We start from the raw sequence: 18,118 nt of genomic DNA on the forward strand, positions 1-18,118 counted from the left end.
AAAGCGAAAGGGCTGCTCTTATCAGGAGATGTATGTCCGTTAGAATTCTGAGAATGATTCATTTTCTGTGGAACTAATGGCATAAACACTCCTTCATAAGTGTCTGCCCTTTTCTAAAATAGGAGTTGTCATGATTGAATAATAAACGAGAATTTGATGTATACCCATTAGAGAATAATACGCATTCTTATGAGCCACAAACTCTACCATCCAATCGTACACAACTGTTGAACGAAGAAGATTTACTAGCCTATCAAACTTTAAACCAAACATTAGCTGACTACGATCAAAACACCACAATACCTGACGTATTTTATCAGGCAGCACAACAGTTTGCTGAACGCATTGCATTGTCCTTTGAAAATGGTAAGATGACCTACCATCAGCTAAATGAACAATCCAATCAAGTTGCTCACATGCTAATAGCAAACGGTCTGCAAAAAGGAAACTATGTGGCAATCGTTATGGAACGAAGTAAAGAAACAATCATCAGCCTTTTAGGTGTCCTGAAAGCTGGTGGTGTATATGTTCCTATTGATCCAAGCTACCCGAAAGAACGGTGTCAGTATCTATTAAACGATACAGGTGCCCCGTTTATTCTAACGAAAAACGAACATACAGCATTACTGAATGATTTCATACATAATGATTCCCAAACACGTACAGTGTTAACGATCAACCAATCAGAAAAAGGCTACTCACAGGAAAATCTAACTTGTGAAATACATCCATCCGACCTAGCCTATATTATTTATACTTCTGGTTCTACGGGCAAACCAAAAGGGGTTATGCTTAAACATGAATCTGTTATTAATTTGATTACAGATAATCAAAGAATCTACCATTCAACACAAGACGATGTATATTCTCAGTTTATCTCCTATAGTTTTGACCCATCAGTAACAGAGACTTTTACCGCTTTCTTTTCTGGAGCAAGGCTTCATATGCTAACAAGTGTGGAACGTCTATCGATTGAAGCATTTGCTGATATGATTGGTCGTGAGCAAGTAACCGCTGCCACTGTACCCAATGCTTTCTTTACACAGCTAGCAACACATTTACCTGTAGAATACCGAGAAAAACTGACAACACTAAACTACCTATCTGTTGGTGGCGAAGCTCTATTACCTGCTGTCGTTCAAAAATGGCATGAAAAATTTGGATTAACTACAGAGATTATTAATCTTTACGGACCAACTGAATGTACAGTATTGTCCTCTTACTTCAAGATAAAGGATTCTATAATAGATAAACAATCCAGTATTCCTATTGGCAGACCAATCGCTAATTATGAGATGTATGTTGTTAATGACGATGAGCAGCTTTGCCCAGTTCATGAAACTGGAGAATTATGTATTGCAGGTGCTGGTTTAGCAGCAGGCTATTTACATCAGCCAGAAAAAACGGCTGAGGTATTTGTACCTCATCTATTGAAGCCAGAACAAAAAATGTATCGTACAGGTGATTTAGTTCGCCTATTACCTAGTGGTATTATTGAATTTGTTGGGCGCAAGGATTCACAAATCAAAGTAAGGGGCTTCCGTATTGAGCTTGGAGAAATTGAAACGGTGTTAAGCAATCATCCTAACATTCAGGAAGTCGTAATCATTGCGAAGAAAAAGTCCGATGGTAACAATCATTTATTTGCCTACTATACAGTGACTAGTGGTATACAACTTGAGGAAGATATTTTAAGAGACTACCTGTCAACTCTTCTACCAGATTATATGGTGCCTGAGCGTTTTATAGAATTGCCTGAAATGCCGCTTTCTCCTACAGGAAAAATCGATCGAAAACAACTAGCATCACTGGAAGTGGTTTTATCGCGTAGCCATGCATACAGCGCACCCCAAAATAATATACAGCAGCTGCTAGCTACCGCATGGGAAAATGCACTTGGTATCGAGCCAATAGGCATTTACGATAATTTCTTCCATATTGGAGGTCATTCATTAAAAGTGCTTGAAATTCTTGTACAAGTGAAAAAGCATATACCATTCTTAAAAATACAAGATTTCTTCCACTACCAAACGATTGCAGAGCTAGATCAATATATTCGTCATTATCAGCCGGAAGCTAATGACAATCAAGAGCAACCAGCTAATCTTGTTTTTAAGGATTTAATGGAGCCAAGTCCGCTGCAAGTCTCTCAAACTGTAAGACCCTTGCCAATGACGTCGGTATTATTAACAGGAGCTACAGGTTATTTAGGAAGCCATATATTATACGAGCTGTTAACAGCAACAAATGCACATATTTACTGTCTTATTCGACCAGGTGCCCATGCAACGATTGAGGACAAGCTAATGGATAGTATGCAATTTTACTTTGGCAACGATCTTGTTCATCCTATGAAAGAGCGTGTCACAGTTATCCCAGGCGACTTAGGAAAGCAACAACTTGATTTATCTGATGAAGCTGAACAAATGTTGCTGGAAAAAATCAATGCAATCATTCATTGTGGTGCAGATGTACGTCATTTTGGTGCGGCTGACCATTTCAATAATGTCAATGTGAATGGTACTCGCCATTTGCTTGAAATAGCTAAACGAAAACCGGGTATGCATTTCCATTATGTATCAACAATTGGTATTCCAGAGGAGTTAGCTGCCATTCAATGGGGCTCAAATGAGGCAAAAGGTAATTTTAATTACGATGTGAAGCTTAATAATGTGTATACCCAAAGTAAGCTAGAGGCGGAAAATCTTGTTCGAAATGCTGTAAATGATGCCATTCCTATTTCCATTTATCGTGTAGGAAATTTAAGTTGTCACTCTGAAACAGGCAAATTCCAACGTAATATTGATGACAATGCCTTTTACCGTATGATTAAATCGATGCTTTATTTAGGTAAAACACCTACTGCACAATGGCATGTTGACTTTACTCCTATTAATTATGCGAGCCAAGCACTCGTTTCTCTGGCGAGTCAGCCAGCAGCAAACGGTCATGTCTTCCATTTATGTAATCCTGTATCGCTTCCTTATTTAGAATTAATCGACATGATTAAGGAATTTGGCTATGATCTATCAATCGTTTCAGCACAGGAATATACAAATTGGCTATTGCATAGTGAGCATACAAAAGAAGCACAGGAATATTTATCGTTAGCCATTGCTCAGCTTGAAGGTGATGGAGCTGGTGATTCCCCGTTTATTTTCAATTGCAAAAAAACACTAGAATTTTTAGTCAACACGAAAATTGAATGTGCAGTACCTAATACAGCCTTTATTCACAGAATGATTCAATATGGAATAGATACAGGCTACTTCCCTGCTCCAAGTCAAGTCAACATAAGATAATCAAACAGGATATACAGCTATTTGCATATCGTTAACACTAACAGAGTGGGATACTTTTTTTAAGTACTCCCTTCTGGTGTTTAACGAAAATTTAAGAAATACAGGCTTTTGCAGGATCAGCAATGAGCATTGCTTGGTTGGGCATGTGCTATAAACCTCATTTGTTTGATACCATTAATATTAAGCGAGCCAAGAAAGAACTTTCTAGCTCGTTCTCGATTCACAACATCCTTTATCCATCTGCTGAAACAATTACAATGTTTAATAGAGAGCTGCTTCCATTGCTATAACAAAAAGGAGGAGAAATTAATAATTTCTCCCCCTTTTTTAAGCTGTCTAATCGACTCTCTTATTTAAATAAGTCTGGATACATCTCTTTTGCTAATGCTTCCATTCCATCTATTGTGTTGTAGCCATAACCAAACATGTAATTATAATCTACGATATAAATTTGTTTATTTTTAATAGCTTTCATGCTTGAAAGTTTAGGATTTGCATAAATTTCTTCGCGTACTTTTGTTAGATCAGAACCATCCCAGTTAGGAAGAATTAATACATCTGGATCTGCTGCAATTAATGTTTCAACACTTACATCGCCTGTTTCATCTTTGAAAATGTTATCTAATTTAACCATTTTGAATGCGTCATTGAAGAATGTTTCATCGTGAGCTGGGTATACAAAAAGCTCTTTTGGATCATTTGTATGCAAATAAGCAAAAGTTTTTTCTTCTTTAATACTTTCTAATTTTGAAGAAATGTTTTGTTGTCGCCCTTTTAATTCTTTAATAAAGCTATCCGCTTTGTCTTGCACTTTGAAAATTTTACCGATATTTTCGATATCTTTGTAAATAGAATCATATGTGCCACCTGTTACAGATGATTCTAAAACATATGTTTTAACGCCCATTTCATTAAGTGAGTCTACTGTCCCTACGCCCCATTCAGCATTATCAAATAAGCCACCGCGACCAAATACAAGATCAGGATCAGTTCCTAATGTAACCTCTTTCCCTACATACTCATCACTTAAAATATTTAACTTAGCGTATTCTTCTTCTACAGATTTATCGACTGCACCAAAGTTTGCACCGACACCAACGATTTTATCACCTAATCCTAAATGTAATAATAATTCTGCTGCTGGGCGTGTATTAGCCATAATTCTTTCAGGTGCTTTATCGAATACTTGATCTTTCTTTTCCCACGTTGAGCCTCCCTCAGCCTTTGCAAAGTTAGCAACTGTCAGTGGATAATAATCTTTTGTTTGTGTTTCCTCAGCTGTATTTTTTGATGTGTTACCACAAGCTGTTAATGTTAATAAAGCTGCTAAACCAATTCCTAATAATAGTTTTTTCTTCATGGTGTTCCTCCTATAGTCCATATGCAAAGCCTAATCCGTTTGTCACGGGATTAGTAAACGTTTGACATTTAATATGATATAAAGCTTCTATTGTTTCCGGTGTTAAAACCTCTGCTGGTGTGCCATGCGCATAGATTTCACCATCTTTGACCGCATAGAGATAATCACAGTAATGGGCTGCCATTTCTAAATCGTGAAGCGCTGCTAAAACACCGATGTTTAAACTTCTAACACAGGATAGTATTTCGATTTGATAACGAATATCTAAATGGTTTGTTGGCTCATCCAAAATCATAAATTTAGGCTGCTGAGCAATCGTTCTTGCTAAAATAACTCGTTGCTTTTCGCCACCAGATAGTGAAAGAAAACTACGCCCTCTATAGGATTGTAAGTTCGTACGCGTTAACGCCTCTTCCACTATGTCAAAATCCTTTTGGTTATCTGACTCTAGCATTTTTTTATGAGGTGTTCTGCCTAACATCACCATTTGCTGTACCGTTAAATCAAAATGCATTTCATTGAATTGCCCTACTACACCTAAGTGCTGAGAAATCTTTTTTTCAGGACTCTTCAAAACATCTAAATCATCTAAAAAAACCATCCCTTTTTGAGGCACAAGGCTTTTATAAATACTTTTCAATAAAGTTGACTTTCCGCATCCGTTTGGTCCGATTAAGCCCACAAATTGTTGCTTATTCACATGAATGGATATGTTTTTTACTATTTCCTTTTTGCCGATCTTTACCTCTATTTCCTTTGCTACTAATTCCATTGTTCTACCCTCCGAAGTTGTAACCTTTTTTTACAATCATATAGATAAATAATGGCGATCCAATGACAGAAGTAATGATACCAATTGGTAATTCAACATTTTGGATTAATGTTCGAGACAGAATATCCGCCCAAATCATGAAAAGACCACCTAAGAGCAATGTTCCTAACATTAATCGTTTATGGTCTGCTCCAAAAATGCCTCTCGTGATATGTGGAATAATTAAACCAACAAAACCGATCATACCCGCATAAGCAACCATTGTTCCTGTAATGAGCGAAGTAAGGATCATGTACAATTTGCGATAAGCACTTAGATTGATACCTAATGTGATAGCTGATTCATCTCCAAGTAGCATTGTATTTAGCACACGATGTTGGAAAAGGAATAACGCAGCCCCTAGCACAATCACAATTGTTAAAATCGGTGTTTTATCCCAGCTAGCAGAGGCCAAGCTTCCCATAGACCAAAACGTAACGGTTTTAATGCCCTCAGCATTATTCGCAAAAAAGATAATAAGACTTGAAAAAGAACTACATAATGCTCCAATGACAACACCTGATAAAACAAGTTTGACTGATGTCGCTTTACCACCAATGCTGGATAAGATCAGCACTGCCATAGAGGTAATCATTGCCCCTGCAAATGCTCCAAAGGCTACCCCAAACTGTGCCAACAATGCACTACTTCCAAAACCAACTAGAATGGCAAAGGTTGCACCCAATGACGCCCCTGAAGAAATACCAAGTATGTATGGATCAGCAAGGGGGTTTTGTACAACCGCCTGCATGACAGTCCCGCATAGTGCAAGTCCAACGCCAATCAATAATGCAAAAACCACACGAGGCATTCTGACCTGTAAAATAATATTCAAGTAGGATTCACTATCCACACTATCAAGCGAGCCAAGCTTCCCGTTGGATATAGTATGTAGCAAAATATCCATTGATTGCTTAAAAGGTATGCTGACTTGTCCTATTGATACAGAAAAAACGGCAGATATTAAAATGGCGCCTATTAAAAGCAAGATAATAACATAATAAATATTGCCCATTCCTATTCTGTTAGCTTCCTGATTATCCAAGATTTCACCTCTATCTAACAAACTATTAGTTAATGATAACGATTATCATTTTCATTTTGTATTGTAAGTGATAATCTTTTGAAAAACAACAGGAAAATTTTTAATTATAGATTATTCATACATTTAGTAGATGAATAATCCACTAATGGCGCTTTCATTCACTAAAATTATTTTTTCGTTGAGCATCACAACAATAAGTTTAGAAATCCCATTTATTATATAGAAGAGAAAATTTAGGAATTTCTAATTAACTAAATATAATCAACAATTGAATGCGAAAATGCTCGCTTTTATTTTTGACTATGGGTCTGTTTTATTTGGTTTATGATTATCTCATTGGGAACTAGAGGAATTAGCTATAGGAGAATTGCTATTGGAATCCCCCTCGCCTAACTACCTTGACTAAAGGTTAGGCAACAGGAAAATCAGCAATCGATGATGGAGGTAAATTTAAACAATTTATTGGAGCTATGATGAAATCACCCTGCTGTTAAATGGATCATCGACTATAAATAGAGCTCATTGGAAAAAGGGGACTGAATGGGACAAATATAGAACGATATACTTGTTACAAGCGCTGTACATTTAAGGTATTCATTATAAAAACCACTTCCCATAAAGTTATGGAAAGTGGTTATGTTTAGTCAAAAATTTTAGCTGAAACTAAAACTTACATCATGCCTGGCATACCGCCCATGCCACTCATATCTGGCATTGCTGGTGCTGCTTCTGGAATATCTGCTACAACTGCTTCTGTTGTTAAGAATAGCGCTGCAACTGATGCTGCGTTTTGTAAAGCTGAACGAGTTACTTTTGCTGGGTCCACTACGCCTGCTTCCATCATGTTTACCCATTCGCCAGTAGCTGCATTGAAACCAATGCCAACTTCTTCACGTTTTAGGCGATCCACGATGATTGAACCTTCAAGACCAGCGTTATTAGCGATTTGGCGAACTGGTTCTTCTAAAGCACGTAAAACGATTTTCACACCTGTAGCTACGTCGCCGTCTACTGATTCAGCTGCTTTTTCCACTGCTGCATAGACGTTAAGAAGGGCTGTACCACCACCTGATACGATACCTTCTTCAACAGCGGCACGAGTAGAGTTTAGGGCATCTTCAATACGCAGTTTACGTTCTTTAAGCTCAGTTTCTGTTGCAGCACCAACTTTGATAACTGCTACGCCACCTGCTAATTTTGCAAGACGTTCTTGTAATTTTTCTTTATCGAATTCTGATGTTGTTTCAGCAAGTTGTGCACGGATTTGACCAATGCGTCCTTCGATTGCGTCTGCACCGCCAACACCTTCAACGATTGTTGTGTTGTCTTTTGTTACAACAACTTTTGCTGCACGTCCAAGTGAAGAAATATCCGCTGATTTTAGGTCTAAGCCTAATTCTTCAGTAATTACTTGACCACCAGTTAGGATAGCGATATCTTCAAGCATTGCTTTACGACGATCACCGAAGCCTGGTGCTTTTACTGCTACAGCATTGAATGTACCACGAAGCTTGTTCACAACAAGCGTTGCAAGTGCTTCACCTTCCACGTCTTCAGCAATGATTACTAATGGACGACCTTGTTGTACCACTTGTTCTAATAATGGTAATACTTCTTGAATGTTTGTAATTTTTTTATCAGTAATTAAAATGTATGGGTTATCAAGAACCGCTTCCATTTTATCTGTGTCAGTTACCATGTAGTGTGAAGCATAGCCACGGTCAAACTGCATACCTTCTACTACATCAAGTTCTGTTGTGAAGCCTTTAGATTCTTCGATTGTAATAACGCCGTCGTTACCAACACGCTCCATTGCTTCAGCGATCAGTTGTCCAACTTCATCATCTGCAGCAGAAATAGCAGCAACTTGTGCAATTTCTTCTTTATTGCTTACTGGACGAGAAATAGCGTGTAATTCTGTAAGTGCAGCAGCAACTGCTTTATCAATACCTTTGCGGATACCTACAGGATTTGCACCAGCCGTAACGTTTTTCAAGCCTTCACGAATAATTGCTTGTGCTAATACTGTTGCTGTTGTTGTACCGTCACCAGCGATTTCATTTGTCTTAGAAGCAACCTCTGCTACTAATTTTGCCCCCATGTTTTCATATGGGTTTTCTAGCTCGATTTCTTTAGCGATTGTTACACCATCATTTGTAATAAGTGGTGAACCGAATTTTTTTTCTAAAACAACATTACGCCCTTTTGGTCCTAATGTTACTTTTACTGTATTCGCTAATTTATCTACACCTTGTAACATTAATGAACGAGCGTCTTCTGAGAATTTAATATCTTTTGCCATGAGAATTTACCCTCCTGAAATGGAATATTCGTTAAGCTTCTTCAATATATTTATATCAATTTCATCTTATTGTCATTTTCGTTAAACAAACAATAAGCCTTCACCTTTATTTAAGGTGTGAATAATGTACTTATTCAATAATTGCAAGAATATCGCTTTCGCGTAAAATTAGGTATTCATTACCTTCAAATTTAACTTCTGTTCCAGCGTATTTAGAGAAAATAATGCGGTCGTCAACTTTAACGTCAAGCTCTACACGTTGCCCGTTCTCTAATACACGACCTGTCCCAACTGCTACTACTTTACCCTCTTGTGGTTTTTCTTTTGCAGAGTCAGGTAGTACAATACCGAATGCAGATTTCTCTTCTACCTCGATTAGTTCAATTACAATACGATCTCCTAGTGGTCTTAACAAGTGAAACAACCTCCTAATAATTAAATAATTGTTAAAATTTATTAGCACTCTATATTAATGAGTGCTAACACAATTATTATGATAATCAATCACACTTTTTTTTGCAAGCCAGAACTTCGAAAAATTTTGTTTTCTTTCCATATTCCTCTACAATAGAAAGGAAGCATATGAATGGAAAGGATTTTGACTGTGACTAATTCTCAAAAAATAACGAAACATAAAAAAACAGCCCTGTATGTCTTATTAATTTATATCTTGATGCAGATTTCAAGCAGATGGCTGCTCTTACCGTTTCATAAGCTCGTTATGAAGATAACTGGTCTAGCTTCTGAACAAGCGGCTCCCATTACTCAAGGCTGGTATATTGCCCTTAGTTTTGCTATTGCGCTCATTTTAAGCTTAATCCTAACATCTCGTGATAAAGCCTTTTGGAACATTTATCAAGGAAAAAAGGAAACGATCCCTCTTACAATTGTTTGGGGAATCTTCGGTTTCTTCCTCGTGTTCTTTGGTCAAATGATTGGTGCCGCTATTGAGATGGCTGTTTTCGGTATCGAAGGAGGTTCCCAAAATACCGCAGATATCGTCGCTATAGCTCAAGGTGCTCCCGTTGCTATATTAGCGATTGTTGTATTTGGGCCTATTTTAGAAGAATTCGTCTTCCGCAGAGTCATATTTGGCTCGCTTGTCCAAACAACAAATTTCTGGGTGGCGGCTATAGTAAGTGCCATATTCTTTGCGATTATCCACTTCGACTTCTCGCATATCTTGCTTTATACCATTTGTGGCTTAATATTTGCCTTTTTATATCACAAAACAAAACGCATTTGGACTTCTATTATCGCACACGTTATGCTTAATGGATTTGTGACACTTGTACAATTCTATGCAGAGCCATTGCAAAAGTTTCTTCAAGAACTAGAAAAAATGCAATAATTTTTTGTAAAGTCATCGTAAAGCGGAATTAGAACACAAAAGCTCGGTGTCCCATTGAGGGCACCGAGCTTTATCTATTACTGTTGATTCAATTCTTCTATTTGTCGTCGTTGCTGCTCAAGCGCCTCTTCAATCTGACGCTTTTGCTCCGCTTCCTGTTCTTCTTTTAAACGAATTTCCTCTGATTTAAGATATTTCTTATAACCAATCCGAGAAATCATAATACTAATTTCATACAAGATAAACAATGGCACAGAAACCATTAAATGTGACGCCAACTCAGGCGGTGCAATAATCGCTGCACATACAAATAAACCAAAGTATGAATATTTACGAATTCGAATTAGTAAATCTGGACTTAATATACCAATTCGCGAAAAGAATAAAACAACAATCGGTAACTGGAATAGAAAACCAAAAGGTATTGTAAGCTTAAACAAAAATGTAAAATACTCATGTATACCAATGGTTTGCTGTATCTCCAAATCATTCGATAAATTCATCATGAATTTTATGACATACGGGAAGAGTAAAAAGTACGAAAAAGATAACCCTGCAATAAACAATAGAAATGAATATGGTATATAGCTTAGAGTGGCTTTACGTTCTACTTCTCTTAATCCAGGGCTAATAAACGACCACAATTGATACATCAACACTGGCGATGAAAGAATAAAGGCAATTATAAAAACAACTTGGATATAAATTGCAAGTGGTGTGACTACGTCAAATGCATGAAGCTCAATATTATATTTTGCTCCAGTCATTTGAAGGTATTTAACAAGCGGCTTTGCGACGAAAAAGCCGCCAGCCATAGCGAGAACAAAGAAAACGGCAACAATGAACAGCCGTTTTCTTAATTCTTCTATATGCTCAATGACAGTTAGATCTTTTGGATTCATTCCTCAAACATCCTAACTTACTTATCTAGTTCTTTCTTTTTCTTGTCATCATCATCTTCGTCGGCTAAACCTTTAGTAGCATTTTTGAATTCACGTAGTGTTGAACCAAATGCCTTACCAAGCTCTGGTAACTTCTTAGGGCCAAAAATTAATAACGCGACAATTCCGATAATAATGAGGCTCATAGGACCAATTCCACCCATTACAGCCACCTCCTCTTTATATCCATCATTTTAACGCATATTTCGCCATTTTGCTAACTAATTATATGTGAAAGTTTTTCGTCTCTCTCATAGGTTTACCCGCATTTTATTAAAAAATATTATTTGACAGAAATGGTGAATTACACTTAAAAATATGTATTATTTTCACACTTCCTGATTACGAATTAAATAGATAAGCGCTTGCAATTCTACCGATAAATCAATGGTTAAGAGCTGCATTCTATCTGGTACTGTTAACCGTTCTGGTGTAAAGTTTAAAATACCTTTTGCATTCATTGCTGCTAAACGATCCGCCATTTTTTGTGCGGAGCGTGGTGAAACGGTTAAAATCGCAAGCTCTGCACCGTATTCAGCATACTTCTCCTCCAGCAAATCTGGATGAAAAACAGGAATATTACTAATCATTTTGCCATCCTTCGGTGCTTTAGAATCGAATGCTACGACAATATGTGTATTATGGTTTTTTTGAAAATTATATTTTAATAATGCACTGCCCAAATTCCCCACGCCAATTAACGCTACTTTTGTCGCTTCATGTTGATCAAGCGTCTGGCTAAAAAATTGTAATAAATGCTGCACATCATAGCCATAGCCCTTTTTACCAAGAGCGCCAAAATAAGAAAAATCACGGCGAATCGTTGCAGAATCTATTTTCATCGCTTCACTCAGTTCCTTCGACGAAATACGTTCCATACCTTCTTGTGCAAAGTTTTGAATAAATCGATAGTAAAGAGGAAGTCTTTTTGTAGTGGCTTGTGGAATTTTTAATTCTTGTTTCAAACTTTCTCCTCCTTATGATGAACCTCAATCAATTTTACTGTATTTAACTACTAATTTTAATACATTTATCCTTAACTATATACAACATTTTTGCAATCCACTAGCGTATTTCTCTTTAGTTAATGGCGCTTTGTACGCAACTAACTAAAAAGAAATCGTTTCAATCTTACATGACTGCTAGGAATAAGTAAAGCACCTACATTGCATGCAAATCGTTCATCCATTACACTAAGGTAGAATTGAGGTGTCAAGAATGATTGTTTTACAGGTCAATCAACTAACTAAATCCTTTCTTGCAGATGAAATTTTAAGTGGTGTTAAATTAGAGGTTCAACACCGTGATCGCGTTGCCTTAGTAGGGCGAAACGGTGCAGGTAAATCGACTTTATTAAAAATAATCGCTGGTCAAATGTCCTATGACTCTGGGGATATCATTATCCCAAAGGGCGTTCAGGTTGGCTATTTAGAGCAACATGCTGGATTAAATTCTACGTTAACTATTTGGGATGAAATGATGACCATTTTCGAACCGCTTTTAGCTCAAGAACAAACGCTCCGCTCGCTCGAACAGCAGATGGCTGATCCTACCGTTTACGAAAATTCCACTCTGTATGCGAAAGTTATGTCGGAATACGATCAACTACAGCATACTTTTAAGGATGCTGGCGGCTATCAATATGAATCGGACATACGTTCAGTGCTTCATGGAATGCAGTTCTATCCCGAAGACTATGATAAACCCATCAGCTCACTATCTGGTGGACAACGCACACGTTTAGCACTGGCTAAGCTTTTACTTAGTAAACCAGACCTTTTAATTCTCGATGAGCCTACGAACCATTTAGATATCGAAACATTATCTTGGTTGGAATCTTATTTAAAGAGCTATGAAGGAGCTATTTTAATTGTTTCCCATGACCGCTACTTCTTAGACCAAGTCGTTTCCATTGTCTACGAGGTGTCACGTCATCGTGTTACAAAATATACAGGCAATTACAGTGCTTATTTAGATGAAAAGGCTAAAACCTATGAACGCGATGTCAAACTTTTTGAGCGTCAGCAAGATGAAAAGGCCAAGCTAGAGGATTTTATCCAAAAGAATATTGCACGTGCCTCTACAACAAAAATGGCACAAAGTCGACGTAAAATGCTTGAACGAACTGAGTGGATGGAATCGCCAGATGGTGATGAGAAATCCGCTAGTTTTGGTTTTACTATCGAACGTCAAAGTGGTAATGATGTTTTATCCGTCGATGATTTAACAATCGGCTATGATGATCAGCTAATATCTAGTGGTATTAACCTGCGCACTTTTCGCGAGGATCGGATAGCCCTTGTTGGACCAAATGGGGTTGGTAAATCAACATTATTAAAAACAATTGTGAAAGATTTAACACCTCTTGCAGGTGCTATTCGTTATGGTACTAATGTACAAATTGGCTATTATGATCAAGAGCAAGCAAAGCTTTCAAGCAATAAAAGTGTCTTGAAAGAGCTATGGGATGAATGGCCGCTCATGAATGAAAAAGATATTCGCACTGTCTTAGGACGCTTCCTATTTAGTGGAGAAGATGTGGATAAAACCGTATCCTCTTTATCAGGCGGTGAAAAAGCACGCCTTGCACTCTCAAAATTAATGATGCAAAAGGCCAATTTTTTAATTCTCGACGAACCTACAAACCATCTAGACTTAGATAGTAAAGAGGTTCTGGAAAATGCACTGATTGATTATCCTGGAACGCTTCTATTTGTCTCCCATGACCGCTACTTCATTAATCGTATCACAACGAAAGTGGTGGAGTTGTCTGGAACTGGATCATTTGAATATTTAGGTGACTATGATTATTATGTAGAGAAAAAACAGGAACTGTTGGAGCTAGCGCAAATGAAGGCTGCCTCCCAACTACAAGTACAGCAAGACCTACCTGATAAGACTTCTACCTCTAAAATTGATAAAGAGGCAAAAAAACGCGAACGTCAAATTAGACGTACTATTGAAGAACTAGAAGTGAAGATGCAAGAAACGACAGCTAGCATTGATAGGCTCGAGGAAGCTCTCTGTGACCCTGCAATTTTCACGGATCACGAAAAAATTTCACAGCTTCAAGACGAATTAGCTATTGCTAAAGAACAGCATGAGCGATTGGAATTAGAATGGTTAGAGCTAAATGAGGAACTTGAAAATATGAATATGTAGTTACTGATTTTAAGCCATGTGCCTCGCCGCATGGCTTTTTTCTTTACACACCTTTATTTTTCATATATATTGGTCAAGTGCTATTTTTCGACAAAAAGTGCCCACAGTTTTATACACACTATAAATCTAGTAATACCAACATATCAACAGAGTTTTCCACATTGTCCACAATCAAAAATTATTTTATCCACATCATCCCTTGTAAAACATGCTACTATATATTGAATAATCACAAGTTATGCACAAGTTATCAACATATTGTGCATAAGTACGCGTGTTCGGTACTTAGTTCGCTCCATTACCTGTGGATAATTTTCTGAAAAATTTGTCAATTAACGTGTTGAATATTATTATTCTCTTCGCAACGTTCATTTTTTATCAACAAATTTTCGACAATCAAAAAAAGAGATATCTTCAATAAGATACCTCCTTCATTTACTGCTACACCCAAGATTTTAACTCCATTCCGGGACGTCCATTCATCATTAAGTTTCCTCGAACCCCCGCCTCAAACATTGGCATGGCTGCTGCTCCAATCATTGCCGCATTATCTGTACACAATTTGAGTGGTGGTACAAAAAATGGGATACCTTCCTCGGCAAATACAGCCTCTAAAGCGCTTCGCAGACCTTTATTCGCTGCTACACCACCAGCTGCTATGACTTGCTTCACCTGATATTCGCGAGCAGCACGCAATGTTTTCGCTGTCAGTACTTCGACAACACTTTCCTGAAAACCTTTAGCAACGGCTGCTGGCGAAATAGCTTCGCCTCGTTGATCCATATTGTGTTTATAATTGATAACTGCTGATTTTAAGCCACTAAAGCTAAAATCATAAGAACCCTCCTCTAACCAAACTCTTGGAAAAGGGACAGCCTCTTCACCCTCATGAGCAAGCTGATCAATACGTGGTCCACCTGGATAAGGTAAGTTTAAAACGCGTGCCACTTTATCATAGGCTTCACCAGCTGCATCATCTCGTGTTTCACCAATGACCTCAAAGGAGCCATGTTCCTTCATATAAACAAGCTCTGTATGACCACCTGATACGACAAGTGCCAACAAAGGAAATTCCATTGGCTGAACAAGTGCATTGGCATAAATATGTCCTGCAATATGGTGGACGCCAACAATCGGCAAGCTGTTAGCAAAAGCAAAAGCCTTAGCTGCGTTAATGCCAATCAATAATGCCCCTACAAGACCTGGGCCCTCTGTAACAGCAACTGCATCTAAATCGGCTGGCTTTAAATTAGCTTGTGCCAGTGCTTCTTCTATTACTACTGTAATTTGTTCAACATGATGACGTGATGCAATTTCAGGTACAACCCCACCAAATCGCTTATGACTTTCTATTTGAGAAGCCACAACATTCGACACAATTTCATGACCATTTCGAATAATCGCTGCAGCTGTTTCATCACAACTTGATTCTATTGCTAATATCAATACATTATTCATTATAAATTCACCCACATGACAAGGGCATCCTCCCCGTTATCAGTATAATAGCCTTTCCGTATGCCACCATCTTGGAATTGAAGCTTGCGATAGAGATTTTGTGCAACCATATTTGTTACACGTACCTCTAACGTCATGACCTCCATTCCATGTAAACGAGCTATTTGCATCGCCTCACGCATTAACCCCTCGCCTATCCCTCGGCCACGTGCCTCCTCAATAACAGCTACATTTGTAATTTGAGCTGCATCTATGACCATCCACATCCCACAAAAACCAATAATACTGTCATTTTCATCTATAGCCAGCACATAATGCGCATACTGATTTTCATGCACTTCGTAGTAAAAGGAATCTAACGTCCATGGCACTGGAAATGAAGTCACTTCAATTTCATAAACCGTTGGCACATCGTCAGAAACCATTTTACGATAAGTTACATTCCTACTCATGTTCCTTCTCCTTCTGTTCTTTCAGCCAGTTCGCCTCAGCTTCTGCAATCCGTTTATATTGTGGAACAAAGTGATGGATAGCTTCGACTCTAGGTAACTCTAATTTCGTTGCTACACGAATGACTTCCGTTGCGCGTGGCAAGTCAAAACTAAATGGTGCACGTACTGCTGTATCACCAAGCACCTGTTCAATATTCTTCCAAAATATATCAACATCTGTTCCTACAAATAGAATAGGCGCCTCTAATGCCTTTAAACGCACTAATAAATCATCAATATGTACATGATGATCCTCCACAAGGGCCTCTAATGTCTCGCCCTGATAAACAGCTGTGTAGACATTGCCTCTTCTAGCATCAATAATTGGGCAAATCAATCCGTTGTAAAGAGCAGCATTAGCAGCCAATGTCTTTAAGCTAGATACACCAACTAAAGGCTTCTGTAATGTCCATGCTAGGGTTTTTGCTAATGTCACGCCTATACGAACACCTGTATAAGAACCTGGCCCTTCAGACACTGCAATCACATCCAAGTCATTCGGTTTTAAACCTATTCGTGCCAAGATTTCTTCAATCGCCGGCATTGCACCTGCAGAATGCGTTAATTTTATGTTTTGTACCATCTCGGCCACCACTTTGCCATCCTTCACAACTGCAATGGAGAGTGGTGTATTTGCTGTTTCTATTCCTAACCAAATCATTTCATTAGCTCCTCACATAGTGCCTCATAGCGTTCTCCACGAGGTATTAACACAAAGCGTCGTTCATTTTCTCCGATTCGGTAAATCTCTATCGCTAAGCGATCCTGTGGCAAATCCTGTTCAATTAAATGCGCCCATTCGACCACTGAAACTGCATCTCCATAAAACAGCTCATCCCAGCCTAGGTCTTCATCACTTTCTGCTAACCTATACACATCTAAATGATTAAACGGTAATCTCCCCTCATACTGCTTAACAATCGTAAATGTTGGACTGTTGACTGTTCGTTTGACCCCAAGTCCCTTTGCCAAGGCTTTCGTAAATGTTGTCTTGCCAGCACCTAGATCCCCTTCTAATGTAATCGTATCTTGAGCTTCTAGTATATTGGCAAGTTTAATGGCGAAACGTTCTGTATCATCAACTGAATTCATGATTATTTCATACATATTCTTTTTTCCTCTCATCACTACATTACCTCTAGTTTACCTAAACTAACGAAAATGTTCAAAGCATCCAATATCAATTATACCTGCTTTGATTGTGCTTGTTAAAAAGCCCTGTTCTGTGATGACAATAGTTAGGTAACCTAAATGCAAACAAAAACACGTCTTCTCTTATGAAGACGTGTCAACTATCTATTGGAATGACCTTTTACAGCTATGATCTCTTTAGCAATTAATTTATCATCCTTAAATTTCACTATATAAGCCTGAGTCAACAGGGTTTCATCATTCCAACGATATTCATTATTTTTAACCTTTTTACCTGCGCCGCCTGCTGTCTCTACTACCTCAATATATGACATATCATTTTTTAATTTCTCAAATTCTACTTCGTTCATATTTTTTTGCCAGTGATACGTATTTGCTTCTTCAATCTCTATAATAGGATCTCCACAGCCTACCATCATAATCATGGAACCAATAAGCAAAGGTAAATAAAGACGTTTTAAGAAATGGTCTTTGCTCATATAAACACCTCCGTAGCCAATCCGATTACTTCTAAATTTTTACCCCTAATTTTTATTTTAGAAACATATCTCATTTTACCTTATAAAAACGCCCTCATTTATCGGTAATTTTTACTATTTTTAGATAATGTTAAAAATATGCAATAAGTTAGGCTCATGTCAATAATTCAATTAACTTCACTGGGATTGGGTGATTTTTTAGTAGCAGTAGAGGCGTTATTTAGGGCAATAGATGTTATTTTATTAAAACCAATGGGAGGTTGG

16 protein-coding genes are annotated in these 18,118 nt (G+C 37.8%); 3 read left to right on the plus strand and 13 right to left on the minus strand.

From position 1 onward, the window contains the following. The first annotated feature begins 134 nt into the window (after positions 1–134). Entirely contained in the window at positions 135–3,302 is a 3,168-nt protein-coding gene (locus MHI22_RS13465; protein WP_340812208.1) for an amino acid adenylation domain-containing protein, read from the plus strand. Between the two features lie 349 nt (positions 3,303–3,651). Here the strand turns inward: MHI22_RS13465 and MHI22_RS13470 are convergent, their stop codons facing one another. From MHI22_RS13470 to groES, 5 genes are all read right to left on the minus strand, one after another. Next, entirely contained in the window at positions 3,652–4,662 is a 1,011-nt protein-coding gene (locus MHI22_RS13470) for an ABC transporter substrate-binding protein (RefSeq protein WP_036118989.1), read from the minus strand. 10 nt (positions 4,663–4,672) lie between these two features. After that, positions 4,673–5,434: an ABC transporter ATP-binding protein gene (locus MHI22_RS13475; protein ID WP_036118991.1), complete on the minus strand. Its 762-nt coding sequence runs from the start codon at positions 5,432–5,434 to the stop codon at positions 4,673–4,675. Positions 5,435–5,438: 4 nt separating this feature from the next. Then, positions 5,439–6,518 (minus strand): FecCD family ABC transporter permease, encoded by a 1,080-nt coding sequence (locus tag MHI22_RS13480; protein WP_036118993.1) that lies wholly within the window; start codon positions 6,516–6,518, stop codon positions 5,439–5,441. 670 nt (positions 6,519–7,188) lie between these two features. After that, complete coding sequence (gene groL, locus MHI22_RS13485) at positions 7,189–8,820, minus strand: chaperonin GroEL (protein WP_058843576.1); 1,632 nt, start codon at positions 8,818–8,820, stop codon at positions 7,189–7,191. Positions 8,821–8,950: 130 nt separating this feature from the next. After that, on the minus strand, positions 8,951–9,235 hold the full coding sequence (groES, locus tag MHI22_RS13490) for a co-chaperone GroES (RefSeq protein ID WP_004224358.1): 285 nt from the start codon (positions 9,233–9,235) through the stop codon (positions 8,951–8,953). Between the two features lie 171 nt (positions 9,236–9,406). Between groES and MHI22_RS13495 the strand changes: the two genes are divergently transcribed. Next, on the plus strand, positions 9,407–10,171 hold the full coding sequence (locus MHI22_RS13495; protein WP_058843575.1) for a CPBP family intramembrane glutamic endopeptidase: 765 nt from the start codon (positions 9,407–9,409) through the stop codon (positions 10,169–10,171). A gap of 77 nt (positions 10,172–10,248) precedes the next feature. Here the strand turns inward: MHI22_RS13495 and tatC are convergent, their stop codons facing one another. From tatC to MHI22_RS13510, 3 genes are all read right to left on the minus strand, one after another. Further along, the gene (gene tatC, locus MHI22_RS13500) at positions 10,249–11,073 is read right to left on the minus strand and encodes a twin-arginine translocase subunit TatC (protein ID WP_036119000.1); all 825 of its coding nucleotides are present in this window, start codon (positions 11,071–11,073) and stop codon (positions 10,249–10,251) included. Between the two features lie 17 nt (positions 11,074–11,090). Further along, on the minus strand, positions 11,091–11,276 hold the full coding sequence (locus MHI22_RS13505; protein WP_010857065.1) for a twin-arginine translocase TatA/TatE family subunit: 186 nt from the start codon (positions 11,274–11,276) through the stop codon (positions 11,091–11,093). Between the two features lie 165 nt (positions 11,277–11,441). Beyond that, positions 11,442–12,077: a redox-sensing transcriptional repressor Rex gene (locus tag MHI22_RS13510; protein WP_036119002.1), complete on the minus strand. Its 636-nt coding sequence runs from the start codon at positions 12,075–12,077 to the stop codon at positions 11,442–11,444. A 253-nt stretch (positions 12,078–12,330) separates the two neighbouring features. Between MHI22_RS13510 and MHI22_RS13515 the strand changes: the two genes are divergently transcribed. Continuing rightward, positions 12,331–14,274 (plus strand): ABC transporter ATP-binding protein, encoded by a 1,944-nt coding sequence (locus MHI22_RS13515; protein ID WP_340812211.1) that lies wholly within the window; start codon positions 12,331–12,333, stop codon positions 14,272–14,274. 441 nt (positions 14,275–14,715) lie between these two features. Here MHI22_RS13515 and tsaD read toward each other — a convergent pair whose 3' ends face one another. The 5 genes from tsaD to MHI22_RS13540 form a co-directional block, all read right to left on the minus strand. Next, entirely contained in the window at positions 14,716–15,732 is a 1,017-nt protein-coding gene (gene tsaD, locus MHI22_RS13520; RefSeq protein WP_340812212.1) for a tRNA (adenosine(37)-N6)-threonylcarbamoyltransferase complex transferase subunit TsaD, read from the minus strand. Then, positions 15,732–16,184 carry a ribosomal protein S18-alanine N-acetyltransferase gene (gene rimI, locus MHI22_RS13525; protein ID WP_058843572.1) on the minus strand — a complete coding sequence of 151 codons (453 nt, stop codon included), beginning with the start codon at positions 16,182–16,184 and terminating at the stop codon, positions 15,732–15,734. Before rimI ends, tsaD begins: the two co-directional genes overlap by 1 nt. Then, the gene (gene tsaB / locus MHI22_RS13530) at positions 16,177–16,884 is read right to left on the minus strand and encodes a tRNA (adenosine(37)-N6)-threonylcarbamoyltransferase complex dimerization subunit type 1 TsaB (protein ID WP_058843571.1); all 708 of its coding nucleotides are present in this window, start codon (positions 16,882–16,884) and stop codon (positions 16,177–16,179) included. The genes rimI and tsaB overlap by 8 nt, the downstream gene beginning before the upstream one ends. Then, positions 16,881–17,330 (minus strand): tRNA (adenosine(37)-N6)-threonylcarbamoyltransferase complex ATPase subunit type 1 TsaE, encoded by a 450-nt coding sequence (gene tsaE / locus MHI22_RS13535; protein WP_036119017.1) that lies wholly within the window; start codon positions 17,328–17,330, stop codon positions 16,881–16,883. Before tsaE ends, tsaB begins: the two co-directional genes overlap by 4 nt. Positions 17,331–17,515: 185 nt before the next feature. Beyond that, complete coding sequence (locus MHI22_RS13540) at positions 17,516–17,854, minus strand: hypothetical protein (protein WP_036119013.1); 339 nt, start codon at positions 17,852–17,854, stop codon at positions 17,516–17,518. Positions 17,855–18,118: the final 264 nt, after the last annotated feature.

The organism is Lysinibacillus sp. FSL L8-0312, from assembly GCF_038003285.1.
In the GTDB taxonomy this organism is placed as follows: Bacteria; Bacillota; Bacilli; order Bacillales_A; family Planococcaceae; genus Lysinibacillus; species Lysinibacillus fusiformis_D.